Raw genomic sequence first — 17,821 nt, 5'->3', positions numbered from 1 at the left:
AAATAAAGGCAAAAAAAATGCAGAAAAAAATCAAATCAGGAAGAACAAACGACGACCATATCTATAAGAGAATATACAGCTTAGACATTAAGTTAAGTCCATACGAGAAAGAACTCATTGAAAATAAATTCAGTCAAGCAGGTTTTAACTCAATGTCAGCATATGTTAGAAATTGTATTTTCGACGGCGCAGAAGAAAGAATTGATAATTTTTTGACTGAAAGATTTAACTTCAAAATATTGCAACAACCATTTTTGACCGAGCTAAATCGAATCGGTAGCAATGCAAATCAGTTAGCGAAAAAAGTAAATTCTAATAAATTTTTTACAAAAGAAGAAAAAAATACAATCAATAGTCAGCTTGAAAATTTGCTTGATGAGATGAAATCTATAAGAAATTTAATTGAGTCACAGACAGAAAAAAATAAAAATATGTGAGAATATTATGGCAATAATTAGTTTTAACAAATCTTCAAAATCAATAATGAGTGCGATAAATTATTTTGAGTCAGATACTGATCACACGAATACAGTAAGAAAATTTAAGCCAATTGCAATTTTTGGCGATAAAAATAGTATCGAGAAAATAGAAAATTTAGCGAGAGAATCTGGCATTGAAAACACCCATTCTTCTTTGACAATTTCATTTCGTGACAATGAATTTTCTGAATTAAAAAATCCAGACGGTTCATATAATGAAGAAAAATTAGTCGTAGCAATGAAAGAAATCGTAAAAGATTTTAGAGAAACTTGGTTCCCTGGTTTGAAAAACCCAGAAAATTTTCAAGATTTTTGGAACATACATACAGACAAAGACAACATAGAATTAAACTGTGCTTTTGTCAAAATGGAATTGACAACAGGAAAGTCATTTAATCCTTTCCCTCCTGGCGAGCTCAATCAAGATATGAGGGATAACTATGTCGATTTACTCAATGACAAATTAGGTTTTGATAGAGTTATAAGAAACCCATTTTCTGTTGCTCATAATGATTTAGAGCTAAAAGATATACAAAACCCAAGCGAAACGGCATTGCGACAAAAAAACTTCGTTAAACCCAAAAAAGATAAAATACAAAATTTTCTCACTGCTCAAGTTTTAGATAAAAAAATTAATTCAAGGGAAGAATTAATCAGGGTTTTACAGAAAAATGGAGAAGTCAAATTTTTAGACAAAGAGAATGATAAAGATAAATATAGCTATATTTCATTTATTCCGACTGGCTCAAAAAAAGCTATGAAACTGATGGGCCCAATGTTCAAGAAAGATACTAATTTTGACGAGCTAAGAAATGAACACAGAAATAATCAAGCTATCGAAAAAGACGACTCATTGAAACAATTATCGAATGAAGAGAGAGAAACAAAGCAAGAAAAATTGAGTAAGCATATTGATATACAAAAATCTTTTAATGAGAAATTGAAAAATTCAGGTATCAAAAAAATCAAGAAAAATAGCACTAGAAAATATTTACCAAAAAGTAAAAAATTAGCTACAAAAAAAGCTACTTTTTCAAATGAGAAAGTAGCTCAAAATAAACAATCAGTAGAAAGAAAAAATGATAATGATAAATCTGTTGATGCAACAAAAGACATAAAAAAAGTAACTGAAAATAAAGCAAGTACAGAAGAGAAAAAAACGACTCAATCGTCAAGTCAAATAAGAATAAAATCTATTACAGCAAACAAAGAAGAAAGCTCAAAAAGTACCACAGCTTCAATATCGTCATTTAGTGCAGTTGCTGTTAACTCAAGCTATGCATTAATTAGTGTACAAATCAATACAGTATTATTTTCAAAGCAAAATCTTGAAATGCAAATGAGTCAATTGAATCATTTCAAAGAAAGCGACATTAAGAAAATTTTTGAGCTAAAGCAAAAAATTGCAGAGCTTCAGCAACAGATCGAAACATTGAAAGCAAAGCAAGAACAATCAGCAGAAGCAGCATTGATAGCTAATGCTAAAAGGTTCAAAAGTAGCAGTTCTACAGCGCACATCTGAAAAACTGTATAAATAGTATAAATCGTTTATATCATTTCAAGCACAAAAAACGGCTTAGAACGACCGTAAAGCAATTTTTAGCATTGAGTGCTACATACACACTAGATTGCTCAAAAAGTCGCTCTGCGCTCGTTCTAAGCCGTTTTTGCTGTTGCTTTTGACTGACTCGCTCAGTCTTCTAATTCACGCTGTTGCTGTTGTTGTTGCTGTTGTTCTTGCTGTACTGAATTCTGCACGTACTGCCTCGCGTTGACCCCTTAAAAAAAACCCTGGCTAGGACCGTGGGAACTACTTTCCCACACCCTTGTAGTTCTTGTGTTACAAGTCTTCACGTTGTGATGACTTGCAACACAAAAACTTTGACAAAAAATTGTCATAGATAGATTTGGCAAAACATTTTTGTCTTATTTATCAATGACTTATGCTAATATGTAGTTTTGAAAATCAGGAAACAACCATGAAAAAGACCGACCTGGCTAAAAGCGATGCCAAGAAACTGATGGGGAAGATGAATGTTCCCGGCGCCGGTGCTTTCGGCAAGGAGGCGGTCGTCGTTGACCGCCGTGAACAGCGCAAGCGCGACCAGGCGCTGGGCCTGGTGCCATTCGCTGTCAAGCTCAACAGTGAGCTGGTACTACAATTGCAAACCCTGGCCAAAGAGCGCGGCGCCGACCTGAACGACGTCGTGGCCGAGGTGCTGGCCAAGGGTTTGGCAGCCTGACCAAGTATCAGGCTTACAAGCTCAGGCTTGAATGAGAAAGGCGCCTTGCGGCGCCTTTTTGCTGCGTGCTGCCTGTGCCTTTACATATAGGCAGCCAGCGCGCCCTTCATTTTCTTCAGTGCCGCCACTTCGATCTGACGGATGCGCTCGGCTGACACGCCAAACTCTTCAGCCAGCGTGTGCAGCGTGGCGCCCGAGCCGTCGTCGTTGGCCAGCCAGCGCGCTTCGACGATGCGGCGCGAACGGGCGTCAAGCTTGCCCAGCGCCGTTTCCAAGCCTTCCGATTGCAGGCGCGTGACCTGTTCGGCTTCCAGCACCTTGGTCGGCTCGCTTTGCTCCGACGACAGGTAGGCGATCGGCGAAAACTTGTCGTCTTCATCGTCGTTCGGCGATTCGAGCGCAATGTCACGGCCGCTCAAACGCGTTTCCATCTCGATCACTTCCTCGCGCTTGACGTCAAGCAACTTGGCCAGCGCATCGATCTGTTTCGGCGTCATCGCGTCCAGGCCAGTCTTGTGGCTACGCAGATTGAAGAACAGCTTGCGCTGTGCTTTAGTGGTAGCCACTTTGACCAGGCGCCAGTTTTTCAGGATGTACTCGTGCATCTCGGCTTTGACCCAGTGCATGGCGTACGACACCAGGCGCACGCCCTGGTTCGGGTCGAAGCGCTTGACCGCTTTCATCAGGCCGATATTGCCTTCTTGAATCAAGTCGGCGTGCGGCAGGCCATAGCCCAGATAGCCGCGGGCAATCGACACCACCAGGCGCAGATGCGACAGCACCAACTCTTGCGCGGCGGCCAGGTCATTGTTTTCGCGCAAACGCGTTGCCAGCGAAATTTCTTCGTCATGGGTCAACATCGGCAGACGATTCACGGCAGAAATATAGGCGTCGATATTGCCCAGGTTGCCAGTGAAGCCAAGGTTCAGTGCGTTATTTTTGGTGGGAACCAATGCGGACATCGTCGTCATATTCACTCCTCGTAGTCTTGCTTGTTCCAACAATCATGCCGCTCGTCGAGCCGGCATGACCATCAAATTTTGCTTATCCGGTCTTGCAGTTGCAACGCGTGGCGCCATCTATATCTGGCCGCCATGGCGCTTTTGTCGATCTAGTATGCCACAGTTTAGCACTCTGTGATGGAGAGTGCCAATTGCCTGTTGCTATCGTTTTCATAGCCCTAATGCTATGAAGTTAAAACGCTTGATAGCCAGTTATCTGGGCTTTTCCATGCTGTCAATGTACCGGAATTATCTGAAACGAGACTTAAGAAGCTTGTCAAACAGCACTTTCGCCCCATAGGGGCACCATGCCGATAGCACAAGGGAAAAATATAAGGAAGACCGGGCGGCGCGAACGGCCGCCCGCAGGGGTATCAGTTCAGGCGCGCCAGATAGCGCTGTACGCACAAGAAGGCGCCGATCAGGCCCAGGCCGGCGCTGACAGCCAAGAGGCCGGCCATCGGCAGCGGGTCGAGCAGGGTCAGCTGGAATTCCGATGCATACAGGCGGGCAAATTCGGCAATCGCCGTATTGAGCGGGCGCAGCGCCAGCGCCACCGCGCCCAGCGCCAGCGCCCCGGCGCACAGGCCCAACAAGGCGCCTGAATAGTAGAACGGACGGTGGATAAAGGTATCGGTGGCGCCGATCAGCTTGGAGATGCTGATCTCGTCGCGCTGCTGCATCACCTGCAGGCGGGTGGTATTGAACACTACGGCAATCACGGCCACGCCCAGCGTAATGGCCAGCAGCAGCAGCACCAGGCGCAGCACGCCGAGCAGGGCAGCAAGGCGCTTGACCCAGGCCGAATCGACCTGCGCCGACTCCACACCGGGCAGTTCGCGCAGTTGCGCGGCCACCAGATCGACATCCTGCGCTTCTGTTGCGCTATTGAAGGCGTTCAGTTTCAGCACATAACTGTCGGGCAGCGGATTGTCGCCCAGCGTATTGAGTACGTCGGCCAGCCCGCTTTTGCTTTTCAGGCTGTTGAGCGCATCCTCGCGCGGGATAAAGACGATTTTTGCTTTCGGATCCTGCACGATCTTGCGCATCTCGCCGGCCAGGCCTGTTGCCTGGGCGCGCGGCGTGTCCGCTTTCATGAAGACGCTGATTTCCGGATCGACCGACATCTGTTCGGACATCGGGCGCACATTGTCGAGCATGGTCAGGCCGGCAAACGGCAGCGACAGTGCAATCGCCACCACCACCACGTTAAGCAGAAAGCCGCCTGGCGACTTGCGCAGGTGAATCAGCGCCGAGCCGAGCGCAAAGCGGTGTTGACGAAACCAGCCTCTCATGGCGCCTCTCCCGCATCGGCGCCGCGATCGGCATCGGGTGCAAAGTCAGGGTCGGGCGGTGCAAACACCGGTGTTTCGGTGGCCTTGTCGATGGCCACCAACTGGCCGTTTTTCAGGTGGATCACGCGTGCGGCGGCATCGAGCATCTGTTCGTCATGGCTGGAAATAAGGCAGGTTACGCCCACCGAGTGAAACGCCTTTAATGCATCGAGCACCTTGTCGGCGCTGGCGCGGTCGAGGTTGGCGGTCGGTTCGTCGGCCAGGATGATCTGCGGCCGGTTGACAATCGCGCGCGCAATCGACACGCGCTGTTGCTCGCCGCCGGACAGCGACAGCGGCCGCGTCAGTGCGCGGTCAAGCAGGCCGACCTTGTCGAGCGCGGCGCGGGCGCGCTGCTCGGCAGCCGCCTTCGGTGCGCCGACCACCAGCAGCGGCAGCATCACATTGGCCAGCACGCTGCGGTCGTTGAGCAGCTTTTGCTGCTGGAAGATAATGCCGATATTGCGGCGCAGAAAAGGTACGCCGGCAGGCTTGAGTTTACTCATATCCTGGCCGTTGACGATCAGCTTGCCGGAGGTGGGGCGCTCCATGGCCGCGATCATTTTCATCAGCGTGGACTTGCCGGCGCCCGATGGGCCAGCCAGGAACACCAGTTCGCCCCTGGCAATATTGAGCGAGATATCGCTGAGCGCGACGGCATCGGTGGCGTATTGCTTGGAGACGTGCTGAAATTCAATCATGTAGGCTTATCCGAGCAGCGCTTCGACAAATTCGGCAGCCACGAACGGCTGCAAGTCCTCGATTTTTTCGCCGATGCCGATAAAGTACACTGGCACCGGGCGCACGCGCGCAATGGCGGCCAGTACGCCGCCCTTGGCAGTGCCGTCGAGCTTGGTGATCACCAGGCCGCTCAGCTGCAGCGCATCGTCAAACGCTTTTACTTGCGTGAGCGCATTCTGGCCCGTGTTGCCATCGATCACCAGCAGCGTTTCATGCGGCGCGCCTTCCATGCCCTTGCCGATCACGCGCTTGATTTTCTTGAGCTCTTCCATCAGGTGCAACTGGGTCGGCAGGCGCCCGGCCGTATCGACCATCACCACATCCATGCCGCGCGCTTTGGCCGACTGCACCGAGTCGTAGGCCACGGCGGCCGGATCGCCGGACTCCTGGGAAATCACGGTGACATTGTTGCGTTCGCCCCAGACCATCAATTGCTCGCGCGCGGCGGCGCGGAAGGTGTCGCCGGCCGCAAGCAGCACCGACTGGTTGTTCGATTGCATGTGCTTGGCCAGCTTGCCGATGGTGGTGGTCTTGCCGGCGCCGTTGACGCCCGAGATCATCATCACCAGCGGCTTGTGGCGGCCCAGCTCGAACGGTTTTTGCAGTGGCGTGAGCAGCTCGATCAGCAACTCTTTCAGGGCGGCCTTGACGGCGGCGGCGTCGAGCAGCTTGTCTTCCTTGACCTTTTTCTTGAGCGCCGTCAGCAGGTAATCGGTGGCGTCGATGCCGGCATCGGACATCAGCAGCGCCGCTTCGAGCTCTTCATACAGTGCTTCGTCGATCTTGGCGCCGACAAACAGTACCGACAGCGTGTTCGAGGTTTTCGACAGGCCGGCCTTCAGGCGCGTCATCCACGATTTCTTTTCGGGCTCGATCGCCACGATAACCGGCACGATAGCTGGCACGACTGCGGCCGGTGCGCCGCTCAGGGCTTCCGTGGTAGGCGTGACGGGAAGTGCAGGCGGCGCAGCAACAGGCGGGGCGCTGTCGGGCACGGCTTCAGGAGCAGGTTTTTTCTTGAAGAAACTAAACATGGATAGTGGGGGCGGGTGCTGACGCTTGGCCCGGCGGCGCCGGACGCTGAACAACTATTCTACCAGAGCGCGCCGCCCGCTTCATGATGCACTGTTCGATTGGCAACATTGCGATGATATCGTTGACGTGGGTTAATGTGGCGCTGCCGTCTCGCGCTGATGGCGGCGTCGCCAGTCGGCCAGCGTGCCTTCCACGTCGCGCAGGTCCAGCACCTGCAGAAAAGCCGGTGGCCGTTTGTAGAGCACGGGGCTGCGTCCGCCGGCCCAGATTTCCACACGTGCCGGCAAGGCATCGCGCAGTTGCTGCAGGCTGTCGCGCGCCTGCCTTTCCTTGCTGCCGCTGGAAAACGACAGCGCCACGATATCGGCATGCTGGCCGCGCGCCGCAGCGGCAATATCGGCCAGCGGCGTTTCCACACCCAGCGACTGGCAGTGGGCGCCGCCGGCCACGCACAGCGCTTCGGCCATCAGCAGGCCCAGACCATGGCGTTCATGCGGCAGGGTGGTCAGCAGGATGCGTGGCGTGCGCGTGCTGGCGCGGCTTGCTTCCGGCAGCGAAAAAATGGCGTGGCGCATTACCGTTTGCAAGGTTTCACTGTACAGATGCTCTTCATACACGGCCAGGTCGCCGCAGGCCCAGGCTTCGCCGACCAGGCCGGTCAGCGGTGCAACGAGGTCTGTCGTGAATTTTTTCAGGCCCAGCATGGCCAGCGAACGGCGCATGGCTTCACCCAGTTCGCCCATGCGGTGACTGCGGCACATGGCCAGATAGGCTGTCAGTTCTGGCGCAGTGGCGCGTGGCGCCGACGCGCCGCCGTTGGCCATCTGCTGCAGTTCGCCAGTACTGTGCTGCATGATTTTGCCCGGGCGATAGCCCATGTCGAGCAAATGCTTGACCATGCGCAGCTTTTGCACTTGATCAAAAGGGTAGCTGCGTTCGCCATAGGCGTCGCGCTGCGGCTGGGGAAAGGCGTAACGCCGCTCCCACACCCGCAGGGTTTCTTTGGCCAGTCCGGTATCGCGCTCGACGTCGCTGATACTGAAAGCCTGAGTGTATTGCAAGTCAGTAGACATATCAGGGGCCTGCGCAGGCCTGTATCAAACGTGAGGGTATTTTACGCTTTCCTGCGCCTTGGGCCACACACATGAATCCGACGACAATCTTTCTGCGTATAAGTTTCCGAACTCAACAGTGCGTCATTGACATGAGTCAATATTTGTTTGACTATGCAACAGCATTTTTTGTCCAGGACAAACATACACAGGTGTTTTATGAAGATCGCCGTAGTAGGAGCAGGAATTGCCGGATTGTCATGCGCCTATCGCCTGGCGCAGGCCGGCCAGGACGTCACGCTTTACGAGGCCGGCGATTATTTCGGCGGGCATAGCCATACGGTCGACGTTACGCTGGACGGCGTCACGCATGGCGTCGATACGGGTTTCCTGGTGTTCAACCACGCCACTTATCCGAATCTGGTGCAGCTGTTCGAGGAGCTCGGGGTTGAAGCAGCAGACAGCGACATGTCGTTTTCCGTGAAACTGCCGCTGGGGCTGGCCAATGGCGCACGCGTGCTGGAATGGGCTGGCGCGAATCTGGACACCGTATTTGCCCAGCGCAGCAACCTGCTGCGCCCGTCGTTCTGGCGCATGCTGCGCGATATCGTGCGCTTTAACCGCCAGGCCAGCGCCATGGCCATTTCCGGCGAAGCGACGGCCGTCTCGCTCGGTGATTTTCTCGACGCGAACGGCTATGGCGAGCAATTCCGCCATTGGTATCTGTTGCCGATGGCCGCCTGTATCTGGTCCTGCCCGGCCAACCAGATGCTGGCCTTTCCACTGGCGACCTTCGTCCGTTTCTGCCATAACCACGGTCTGCTGCAGGTCAATGACCGGCCGCAATGGCGCACCGTGCGCGGCGGTTCACGCGTGTATGTGCAGAAACTGCTGGCCGGCATCGCGCAGCAGCGCCTTGGTTGCCCGGTATTGGCCGTGCGCCGCCAGGGCCATGCCGGTGCGCGCATGGTCGAGCTGCAGACCGCCGCTGGCGTCGAGCATGTCGACCATGTGGTGCTCGCTTGCCATAGCGACCAGGCGCTGGCCCTGCTGGGCGACGCGCGCGACGACGAGCGCAGCGTGCTGCAGGCGGTGCGTTATCAGCCCAATCGCGCTGTACTCCATACCGATGCTGCCTGCCTGCCGGCGCGCCGGCGTGCATGGTCGGCCTGGAATTACCAGGGCAGCGCCGCCGCTGCCGGCGAAGCGCCGCAGGTCTGCGTGCACTATCTGATCAACCAGCTGCAGCCGGTACCATTCACCACACCGGTAATCGTTTCGCTCAACCCGATCGACGAGCCCGATCCGGCCAGCATCATCGACGAATTTTCTTATGCGCATCCGGTTTTCGATGCGGCCGCTATTGCTGCGCAGCAGCGCCTGCCTGGCTTGCAGGGGCGCCAGCACACCTGGTTTGCCGGCGCCTGGACCGGCTACGGCTTTCATGAAGATGGTCTGAAGTCGGGCTTGATGGTGGCCTCGGCCATCAACGCCATTGCAGCGGAGCTCGACCGTGCCGCGTGATCCGACCCAGGTTGCACTGGCCCAGCCGCAGCTGTGCCTGGGGCAGGTACGCCATGCGCGGTTGCGTCCGGTGCACCATGCTTTCAGCTACGGCATCTATTATCTGCGCCTGCCGGTGCGCAGCATGGGGCAGCGCGATTTTGCCGCCCGCCTGATTTCGCGCAACGGCCGCAATATCCTGTCGTTTCGCGACAGTGACCATGGCGATGGCCGCACCCCCTTGCTGCAATGGATTACCGGCTTGCTGGCAGAGCAGGGCGTGCACGATGCCGATGGGGAAATCTGGCTGCAAACCATGCCGCGCGTGTTCGGCTACGTGTTCAATCCCGTCAGTTTCTGGTTCTGCCACCGCAGTGACGGCGCCTTGCGCGCGGTGCTGTGCGATGTGCGCAACACCTTTGGCGAACGCCATTTTTACCTGCTCGACCACGGTGCGCCCATCGTCTGGGGCAGTGAGTTGACGGCGCGCAAGATCTTTCATGTGTCGCCGTTTTGCCAGGTCGAGGGCGGCTACCGCTTTCGCTTCATGCGCAGCAAGGATGAGCGCAATGGCAGCGAGCGACATCTGGCGCGTATCGATTACGACGACAGCGAAGGCACGTTGCTGCAGACCAGCCTGGCTGGCGTGGCCTTGCCCTTGCAGGACCGGCTGCTGGCCGCTGCGCTGCTGCGCTATCCCTTGATGACTTTCGGCGTGATGGCGCGCATCCACTGGCAGGCTCTGCGCCTGTGGCTGCGCCGCGTGCCCTTCTTCCATAAACCGCTGCCTCCCTCAGAAAAGGTGTCACGATGAGTTCCAATTCCCTGCCCACGCGCTTGCAGCCGGGCGCTTCGCGCCGCCAGGAAAGTGCACCGGCGGCAGCGCGCATGCTGCTGTCGCTGCTGGAGAAACTGCAGCATGGTGCGCTGCGCCTGCATTTGCCGGACGGCCGCGTGCTGCTGTTCGGCGACGCCAGCACACCGATCACGCTGGAACTGCATGACTGGCGCCTGTGCAGCGCGGTGCTGCGCGCGGGCGACATTGGCTTTGCCGAAAGCTATATCGCTGGCGACTGGCAGACCGATAACCTGCCGGGGCTGATTGAATTGATGATACGCAACCGCGCGCAGCTCGAGTCGCTCATTTACGGCAACTGGTGGGGCAGCCTGCTGTACCGCGTCAAGCATCTGCTGAACCGCAACTCGCGTGCCGGCAGCAAGAAAAACATCCACGCCCATTACGATATCGGCAACGCCTTTTATCAGCTGTGGCTCGACCCGTCGATGACCTATTCCAGCGCATTGTTCAGCGAGGGCGCGACGCTGGAACAGGCGCAGCAGGCCAAATACCGGCGCATTGCCAGCCAGTTGCAGCTGAAGCCGGGCGCGGCGGTGCTGGAAATCGGCTGCGGCTGGGGTGGCTTTGCCGAGGTGGCGGCGCGCGAACATGGCGCCTACGTCACGGGACTGACGCTGTCGACCGAACAGCTGGCCTACGCGCGCCAGCGCCTGCAGGACGCTGGCCTGGCGGCGCAAGCCGACTTGCGCCTGTGCGACTACCGCGACAGCGCCGGCCAGTATGACGCGATCGCCTCGATCGAAATGTTCGAGGCGGTCGGCCAGAGCTATTGGTCGGGCTATTTCGAGTGCGTGGCGCGCAATCTCAGGCAAGGTGGACGCGCTTGTATACAGACCATCGTGATTGCCGACGAGCTGTTCGAGCGCTACAGCAAGAGCACCGACTTTATCCAGCAGTACATCTTCCCGGGCGGCATGCTGCCGTCGCCTTCGGCATTTCGCCAGGCTGCCGCGCAGCACGGCCTGCGCATGGAAGACGCCTTCTGTTTCGGCCTGGACTATGCAGAAACGCTGCGCCAGTGGCGCATCAGTTTTTTGCAGCAGCGCCTGGCGCTGGGCTTGCAGGGCTTCGATACGGCTTTCCTGCTGACCTGGGAGTTTTACCTGGCTTATTGCGAAGCGGCGTTCCGCGCCGCCAATACCGATGTAGTGCAATTTACGCTGGTCAAGGAGTAGAAAATGATCAAACGGTTTTTGCTTGCCGCCAGCCTGGCGCTGGTGACCCTGACAACCCTGGCCGCGCCGCCGATAGCTGAACCGCCGCCGGCCTATATCAGCAGCGACGTGCCCGAGGCGCGCCTGGCAGGCGAGGGCGACTTCAGCTGGTTCGGCCTGCGGCTTTACCACGCGCAGTTGTGGGTGGGGCCGGCAGGCTATCAGCCGGCCATGCCTGATACGGCGCCGTTCGTGCTCGAATTGCGCTATGCGCGCGGACTCGATGGCCAGAAGATTGCCGAGGCCAGCTACGAGCAGATGCAAAAGATCAAGGCCGGCACCGAGCCGCAGCGCCTGGTCTGGCGCGACACCATGCTGCGCATCTTTCCCGATGTAAAACAGGGACAGCGCATTGCCGCTGCCTGGCGCGCGGGCGTGGCGCCGGGCGTGCGTTTTTATCTTGACGGCAAGGTGATGGCCGACGTGCCCGATGGCGATTTTGCGCGTGCCTTCTTTGCCATCTGGCTGTCGCCAGCCACTACCGCGCCCGCCTTGCGCAGCGCCCTGTTGCGCGACGCGCAGCCGATGGCCGCCTCGCCGCCATGAAACGCGGCGCTGATGCGCTGTCGCTGGCCAGCCTGTTCAGCTATGGGCTGTTCGGTTTGCCGCTGGCCATGCTGGCGCTGCCCATTTATATCTATGTGCCGCAGTTCTATGCCCAGCGCACCAGCTTGAGCCTGGCGCAAATCGGCAGCGTGCTGCTCGCTGCGCGGGTGGCGGCAGCGTTTGTCGACCCGGTGCTGGGTGGGTGGATGGCGAACGGCCGGCGCAGCTACGCTGGCTGTATCGCCTGGTCGCTGCCTTTGCTGTTGCTGGGTTTTGGCGCGCTGTTTCATCCGCCTTCGCTGAGTCAATATGGCGCGCTGGCGTGGTTTCTGGTGACCTTGCTGCTGGTGTATGGCGGCTATGGCCTGGCCAGCATTGCGCACCAGAGCTGGGGCGCGGCGCTGTCACAGACGCAGGGGCTGCGTGCGCGCCTGACCGGCGTGCGCGAAGGCTGTGCGTTGGTGGGCGTGATGACGGCCGCAGCGCTCACGTCGCTGCTCGGTTACGACGGTCTGTCGCTGGTGTTTGCCGCTTGCCTGCTGGCCGCTGGCGCCTTGCTGCTGATGCGCGCGCCGCGGGTGCAGCCTGTCGCTACCGCCGCCAGCGCGGTGCAACAATGGCGTTTGCCGTTTCGCCAGCGCGCTTTTCGCCATCTGTTTGCCGTACTGCTGGTCAATGGCGTGGCGGCCGCCATCCCGGCCACGTTGTTCCTGTTTTTTGCCGGCGACGTGCTGCAACTGGGCCACCTGGCCGGCGCCTTCCTGGTGGTCTATTTCCTGGCCGCTGCCGCTTCGATACCGCTGTGGGTGGCGCTGGCGCGCCGTTATGGCGAAGCGCGCGCCTGGCTGCTGGCCATGCTGATGGGGGCATCGGTGTTTGTCTGGGCCTATGGCCTGGGGGCGGGCGATGTCCGGGCTTTTGGTGCCATCTGCGTGCTGTCGGGGCTGGCGCTGGGCGCCGACCTGGCGTTGCCGTCGGCCTTGCTGGCCGGACTGATCGGCAGTGCCGGCCATGCCCGCCAGCATGAAGCTGCCTATTTCGGCTGGTGGAACTGGGGTGTGCAGATCAGCCTGGCGCTGGCGGCCGGCCTGGCCTTGCCACTGCTGGGCTGGTTTGGCTATGTGCCGGGCAGTAACCATGCGCTGCCTGCCTTGTCGGCGGTCTATGCCCTGTTGCCCTGCGCCCTGAAACTGCTGGCCGCGCTCATGCTGTGGCGCGCGCCCCTGCAGTCCATTTACAAGCAGCCATTGGAGAATCCGGCATGAATTGCATGACCTGTCTGAAACGCGCCGTGCCTGCAGGCCTGCTGGCGCTGGCGCTGCTGGGCTGCGCGGCCCCGCCCACGCCGGCCACCTATGCGCAGCAGACACCGCAACTTGATCTGCAGCAGTATTTCAACGGCACGCTCGATGCCCATGGCATGTTCCAGGACCGTGCCGGCAAGGTGGTCAAACGTTTCACGGTGGTGATGGTGTGCCACTGGGACGGCGATGTCGGCACGCTCGATGAAGACTTCCATTATGCCGATGGCACCCGCGAAAAGCGGGTGTGGACCTTGCGCAAGACGGCGCCCGGGCGTTTCGTCGGCACCGCTCCCGATGTGATTGGCGAAGCGGTCGGCGAGGTGGCCGGCAACGCCTTGCGTTGGAAGTATGTGCTGGCGCTGCCGGTCGATGGCACGGTCTATCACGTCAATTTTGACGACTGGATGTTCCTGATCGATGAGCAGGTCATGCTCAATCGCGCCAGCATGAGCAAGTTCGGCTTTGACCTGGGCGCGGTCACGTTGTCGTTTCGCAAGCGTCACAAGGATGGGCAATGAACCGCAAGATTGACAGTTGGGCCGGCAAGCATGTGTGGATTATCGGCGCATCGAGCGGTATCGGCGCGGCCTGTGCCAGCATGCTGCTTGAACAGGGCGCCTGCGTGGCCGTGTCGGCGCGTAACCTGGCTGGGCTGGAGCGCCTGTGCGAGGGGCAGCCGCTGGCGCAGGCGCTGCCGCTCGATATCACGCAGGCCGAGCAGGTGCGCGCCGTCTGCGCGCATCTGATGAGCCAATGGTCGAGCCTGGATCTGGTGCTGGTAGTGGCCGGCGGCTACCAGGCCATGCGCGCCGACAGCTTTGACCGCGCTGCCGCCACCGACTTGCTGGCGCTGAACGTCGGCGGCGTCTTCAATTGTCTGGCGCCGGTGCTGCCGGTGCTGCTGCGCCAGAAAGCCGGCGGGATCGGCATCGTGGCCTCGGTGGCTGGCTATGGCGGCCTGCCCAAGGCGCTGGCCTATGGCGCCAGCAAGGCCGCATTGATCAACCTGACTGAATCGCTGTATCTTGATCTGCAGCCGCAGGGCATCGGCGTGTACCAGATCAATCCGGGCTTTGTCGATACACCGCTGACCGCCAGCAACGACTTCAAGATGCCGGCGCTGATATCGGCCGAAGAGGCCGCTGGCGCCATGCTGCGCGGCATCGAGCAGGGACACTTCCATATTCACTTCCCCAAACGCTTCAGCAACTGGCTGCGCCTGGCGCGGCTGCTGCCTTACCGCGCCTACTTCTGGCTGATACGCAAGGTCACTGGCTTATGACTCAACTCACTGCCGATCCCGACATGGCCACGGCGCTGGCGCGCCTGGTCGCTTTCTATGAAACGCTGACCGTGCAAAGCCTGGCGCAACTCGGCGCCGTCTATGCGCCCGACGCCAGCTTCAAGGACCCGTTCAACGAAGTGCAGGGGCATGCCGCCATCCTGGCCATTTTCGAGCGCATGTTCGTGCAGGTCGATACCCCGCGTTTCGTGGTGACCAGCAGCGTCGGGCAGGGGGGCGAGGCTTTTCTGGCCTGGGAGTTTCGTTTTCACATGCGCCGCCATGTCAAAGGTGAGCAATGCATACGCGGTGCAACCCAGGTGGTTTTCGACGCCGAGGGGCGGGTGCTCTCGCATCGCGATTACTGGGATGCAGCCGAAGAGCTATACGAAAAACTGCCGGTTATCGGCGCGCTGATGCGCTGGCTCAAGCGGCAGGCTGCACACTGAGCAAACTGCCGCTTTGTTTTGTCGTCTTTTTATCGGGATGATCCGCAAAAGAAAAAGCGAATAATGTCGAATGGACAGTAAACTCTCTTGATTTTTATCAATCTGTCGTTTTTATACAACGATTTAATGAATTTATTGAGAAATTAACATTGTAAGAAATTGTTTCAATTCATGCGCAATTGACATGCAGAATTGCCAACTTGGATCGGCTGCCTTTTATTCGCAACTGCTTTTTACACACTTCAATTTGCTTGTACAAGAGTAATTTAAATTACCGAAGAGTCAGTAATTTGATTGTGACATCGCTTGGCCTGATTTGTGACATGCCGCACGCCAAACTTTCTCCTACGCCCCACAAAACCTGCATCAATGCACCAATTGAGGGCGTTGCGTGCGCGTTTTTGTGCGCTGCGCAGCAAGGATTTGCGAGGAGGTGTATGCTTCGTTCCGTTTTGCCATTATCGCCTTACAAATTGTCCGCTTTGTCGTGTAAATCAGTAAGGCAAAATGATGGCTGTAACATGTTGACGTTTTACCTAGTCGCCTGATACTGTTGCGCTAATACAACAGGCTCCAAAGTGGCATGCGCTATGATGAAACAGTCAATCAGGCCTATGCATTGATTGGCAAAGGGCAATGGCTCTGTTGCGTAGTACGTTTAGCAATGGTTGAGTGTCTTGAACAAGGCCTTGACTTGGTACTGGAAGTAACATGTTGGAACTTGATGGAATGTGAAACGGTCGTTATAGTGCCGCTTCCGGTGCCAGTGAGCACCGAACCCGGCGCACGAAATACGGTCGTTATGCAGCCTTCTCGCTTATCGGTGCAATAGCGTCCCGATACCAACATGACTGTTCCCCTGATCGGAACAGCAGTGGCAAGTGGAGACCTTGCCCTCACTCATAAAAGCGCTCTGCTAGAGCGTCGCAAGAGATGCATAAGGCTGTATTACTTTTTGCTTGAAAAAATTAAAGGAAATTGCAATGAAAAAGACTCTGATCTCCCTGGCAGTTCTGGCCGCCGCCACCACTGGCGTAGCACACGCACAATCGAGCGTCACCATCTACGGTATCGTTGACGCTGGTTTCGTCAGCGAGCGCGGTGGCGTGAACGGCAATGTCAACAAGCTCGACAGCGGTATTGCTTCGGCTTCGCGCATCGGCTTCAAAGGCACCGAAGATCTGGGCAGCGGCCTGTCGGCTCTGTTCCTGCTGGAATCGGGTTTCAACGTTGATAACGGTAATCAAGACGTTCCTGGTACTCTGTTCAACCGTCAAGCTTACGTTGGCCTGAGCAGCAAAACCACCGGTACCCTGACCCTGGGTCGTCAATACACCCCGATCTACAACACGCTGTCGAAAGTTGCTGATCCATTTGCAGCTGGCTACGCTGGTTCCGCAAAGAACCTGTTCCCGAACAACACCCGCACCAGCAACACCGTGCTGTACACCTCGCCTAGCTACAATGGTTTCGACGGTGACGTGGCTTACACCTTCGGCGAAAACGCTGAATCGAACAAAATCGGCCGTAAATTCGGCGCGTCGGTTGGCTACGCCAACGGTCCTCTGAACGCCCGTGTTGCTTACAACAACACCAGCAACGACACCGCTGCCATCGAACAAGGTAGCGGCCGCAACTGGCTGGCTGCAGCAAACTACGACTTCGCAGTTGCTAAAGCATACGTAGCCTACGGCGTGAACAAAGGCCTGAACAGCGCTGTGCGTAACAATGCATCACTCGGTAACGCGTTCAACTACCAGTCGGCTGGTTTCAGCACCGACAGCACCACCGCCCTGATCGGCGCAACGGTACCGCTGGGTCAAGGCACCGTGATGGCTTCGTACATCCACGTGAACGACAAAAACCAAGCTGACGCTGACGCAAACCAGTTCGCTATCGGCTACTCGTACGCTCTGTCGAAGCGCACCAGCACCTACGCTTCGTACGCCAAGATCTCGAACAAAAACAACGCAGGCTACACCGTTGGCAACAACAGCAATGTTGGTACCGGCGATAAAGCTTTCAACGTTGGCGTTCGTCACTCGTTCTAATCTGACTGACGCGCAAGCGTAAGCAGAAAGCTGCATACCAGGCCTTCCGCAGGGAAGGTCTGGTCGGAAACGCGCTGTCAGACTTTGTCTGGCGGCGCGTTTTTGCATCTGCGGCATCAGTTACAATGTTGCTGTTACTAAAGTTGAGGAAATGCCATGAGCCAGTTGAAATCACCGCGTATGACTGTTGTGCTGGCAGCGCTGCTGCTGGCGAGCGCCACGGGCGCCTGGGCCGCAACGAGCGCCAAGGGCAAGAAGCCGGCCGGTCTCGAGCGTTACGGCGTGGCCGTGTATTCGGATCTGTGCCTGCAGAAGGATCGCGGGGAGATCGGCGGCCAGCGCGTGACCCTGCATCGCTTTGCCGAAGCCGATAGCGTGGTCTATGAATTTACGGCAGGCGCCCTGAGCATGCCCATCGTCGCCAGCGACGTCAATATCAATGACGCCACCGGGGCGTTCGACTTCACCATCGAAGGCCCCGACAGTGAAGAGCGTACTTTTAACGGCACCTTTTCCAAGGACGGCAAGACGCTGACACTGGCCGGCGATTACTGCGGCGGCAATGCGCGCATGCCGATGAAGCTGTCGCGCATCAGCGACTTCGGCCGGCCCCTGAAGGCTTGCACGCCTTGCCCTGCTACGCCGGCGGCACCGGCAGAACCGGCGGCGCCACCAACCCCGGGTCCGGCATCGGGCAATGAAACGCCGGTGAGCTGACAGCGCTCAAG

Annotated in this window: 18 protein-coding genes; 13 read left to right on the top strand and 5 right to left on the bottom strand. The window is 56.8% G+C overall.

From position 1 onward, the window contains the following. Positions 1-17 precede the first annotated feature (17 nt). The 3 genes from GCM43_RS10085 (at position 18) to GCM43_RS10075 (ending at position 2,722) form a co-directional block, all read left to right on the top strand. Positions 18-437: a plasmid mobilization protein gene (locus GCM43_RS10085; RefSeq protein WP_152243811.1), complete on the top strand. Its 420-nt coding sequence runs from the start codon at positions 18-20 to the stop codon at positions 435-437. After that, positions 403-2,001, top strand: a complete 1,599-nt coding sequence (locus GCM43_RS10080) for an RNA-binding protein (RefSeq protein WP_152243809.1) — start codon at positions 403-405, stop codon at positions 1,999-2,001. The genes GCM43_RS10085 and GCM43_RS10080 overlap by 35 nt, the downstream gene beginning before the upstream one ends. 457 nt (positions 2,002-2,458) lie before the next feature. Next, complete coding sequence (locus tag GCM43_RS10075) at positions 2,459-2,722, top strand: hypothetical protein (protein WP_152243807.1); 264 nt, start codon at positions 2,459-2,461, stop codon at positions 2,720-2,722. Between the two features lie 80 nt (positions 2,723-2,802). Here the strand turns inward: GCM43_RS10075 and rpoH are convergent, their stop codons facing one another. From rpoH to GCM43_RS10050, 5 genes are all read right to left on the bottom strand, one after another. Further along, complete coding sequence (gene rpoH, locus GCM43_RS10070) at positions 2,803-3,693, bottom strand: RNA polymerase sigma factor RpoH (protein WP_152243805.1); 891 nt, start codon at positions 3,691-3,693, stop codon at positions 2,803-2,805. A gap of 404 nt (positions 3,694-4,097) precedes the next feature. Beyond that, positions 4,098-5,018: a permease-like cell division protein FtsX gene (gene ftsX, locus GCM43_RS10065; RefSeq protein WP_152243803.1), complete on the bottom strand. Its 921-nt coding sequence runs from the start codon at positions 5,016-5,018 to the stop codon at positions 4,098-4,100. Next, positions 5,015-5,758: a cell division ATP-binding protein FtsE gene (locus GCM43_RS10060; RefSeq protein WP_152243801.1), complete on the bottom strand. Its 744-nt coding sequence runs from the start codon at positions 5,756-5,758 to the stop codon at positions 5,015-5,017. The genes ftsX and GCM43_RS10060 overlap by 4 nt, the downstream gene beginning before the upstream one ends. 6 nt (positions 5,759-5,764) lie before the next feature. Beyond that, complete coding sequence (gene ftsY, locus GCM43_RS10055) at positions 5,765-6,832, bottom strand: signal recognition particle-docking protein FtsY (RefSeq protein ID WP_152243799.1); 1,068 nt, start codon at positions 6,830-6,832, stop codon at positions 5,765-5,767. A 132-nt stretch (positions 6,833-6,964) separates the two neighbouring features. After that, positions 6,965-7,906: a MerR family transcriptional regulator gene (locus tag GCM43_RS10050; RefSeq protein WP_152243797.1), complete on the bottom strand. Its 942-nt coding sequence runs from the start codon at positions 7,904-7,906 to the stop codon at positions 6,965-6,967. Between the two features lie 198 nt (positions 7,907-8,104). On the opposite strand from GCM43_RS10050, the gene GCM43_RS10045 reads away from it, so the two are divergent. The 10 genes from GCM43_RS10045 to GCM43_RS10000 all read left to right on the top strand — a co-directional run bounded on the left by GCM43_RS10045 (position 8,105) and on the right by GCM43_RS10000 (position 17,810). Then, complete coding sequence (locus GCM43_RS10045; RefSeq protein WP_152243795.1) at positions 8,105-9,409, top strand: NAD(P)/FAD-dependent oxidoreductase; 1,305 nt, start codon at positions 8,105-8,107, stop codon at positions 9,407-9,409. After that, the gene (locus tag GCM43_RS10040) at positions 9,399-10,202 is read left to right on the top strand and encodes a DUF1365 domain-containing protein (protein ID WP_152243793.1); all 804 of its coding nucleotides are present in this window, start codon (positions 9,399-9,401) and stop codon (positions 10,200-10,202) included. The genes GCM43_RS10045 and GCM43_RS10040 overlap by 11 nt, the downstream gene beginning before the upstream one ends. Next, complete coding sequence (locus tag GCM43_RS10035; protein ID WP_152243791.1) at positions 10,199-11,422, top strand: SAM-dependent methyltransferase; 1,224 nt, start codon at positions 10,199-10,201, stop codon at positions 11,420-11,422. The genes GCM43_RS10040 and GCM43_RS10035 overlap by 4 nt, the downstream gene beginning before the upstream one ends. Before the next feature lie 3 nt (positions 11,423-11,425). Next, complete coding sequence (locus tag GCM43_RS10030) at positions 11,426-12,007, top strand: chalcone isomerase family protein (protein WP_152243789.1); 582 nt, start codon at positions 11,426-11,428, stop codon at positions 12,005-12,007. Then, entirely contained in the window at positions 12,004-13,272 is a 1,269-nt protein-coding gene (locus tag GCM43_RS10025; RefSeq protein WP_152243787.1) for an MFS transporter, read from the top strand. Before GCM43_RS10030 ends, GCM43_RS10025 begins: the two co-directional genes overlap by 4 nt. Further along, on the top strand, positions 13,269-13,829 hold the full coding sequence (locus GCM43_RS10020) for a DUF3833 domain-containing protein (protein ID WP_413770941.1): 561 nt from the start codon (positions 13,269-13,271) through the stop codon (positions 13,827-13,829). Before GCM43_RS10025 ends, GCM43_RS10020 begins: the two co-directional genes overlap by 4 nt. Next, the gene (locus GCM43_RS10015) at positions 13,826-14,593 is read left to right on the top strand and encodes an SDR family NAD(P)-dependent oxidoreductase (protein WP_152243783.1); all 768 of its coding nucleotides are present in this window, start codon (positions 13,826-13,828) and stop codon (positions 14,591-14,593) included. The genes GCM43_RS10020 and GCM43_RS10015 overlap by 4 nt, the downstream gene beginning before the upstream one ends. Then, positions 14,590-15,042 carry a nuclear transport factor 2 family protein gene (locus tag GCM43_RS10010; RefSeq protein ID WP_152243781.1) on the top strand — a complete coding sequence of 151 codons (453 nt, stop codon included), beginning with the start codon at positions 14,590-14,592 and terminating at the stop codon, positions 15,040-15,042. The genes GCM43_RS10015 and GCM43_RS10010 overlap by 4 nt, the downstream gene beginning before the upstream one ends. Positions 15,043-16,025: 983 nt before the next feature. Further along, positions 16,026-17,093, top strand: coding sequence for a porin (locus GCM43_RS10005; RefSeq protein ID WP_152243779.1), 1,068 nt, complete (start codon positions 16,026-16,028; stop codon positions 17,091-17,093). 156 nt (positions 17,094-17,249) lie between these two features. Further along, complete coding sequence (locus tag GCM43_RS10000; RefSeq protein WP_152243777.1) at positions 17,250-17,810, top strand: hypothetical protein; 561 nt, start codon at positions 17,250-17,252, stop codon at positions 17,808-17,810. Positions 17,811-17,821: the final 11 nt, after the last annotated feature.

Source organism: Janthinobacterium aquaticum, assembly GCF_009208565.1.
Classification (GTDB): domain Bacteria; phylum Pseudomonadota; class Gammaproteobacteria; order Burkholderiales; family Burkholderiaceae_D; genus Janthinobacterium.
Note: the sequence above shows the minus strand (reverse complement) of the source record. Positions and strands in the feature narration are given on the sequence as shown.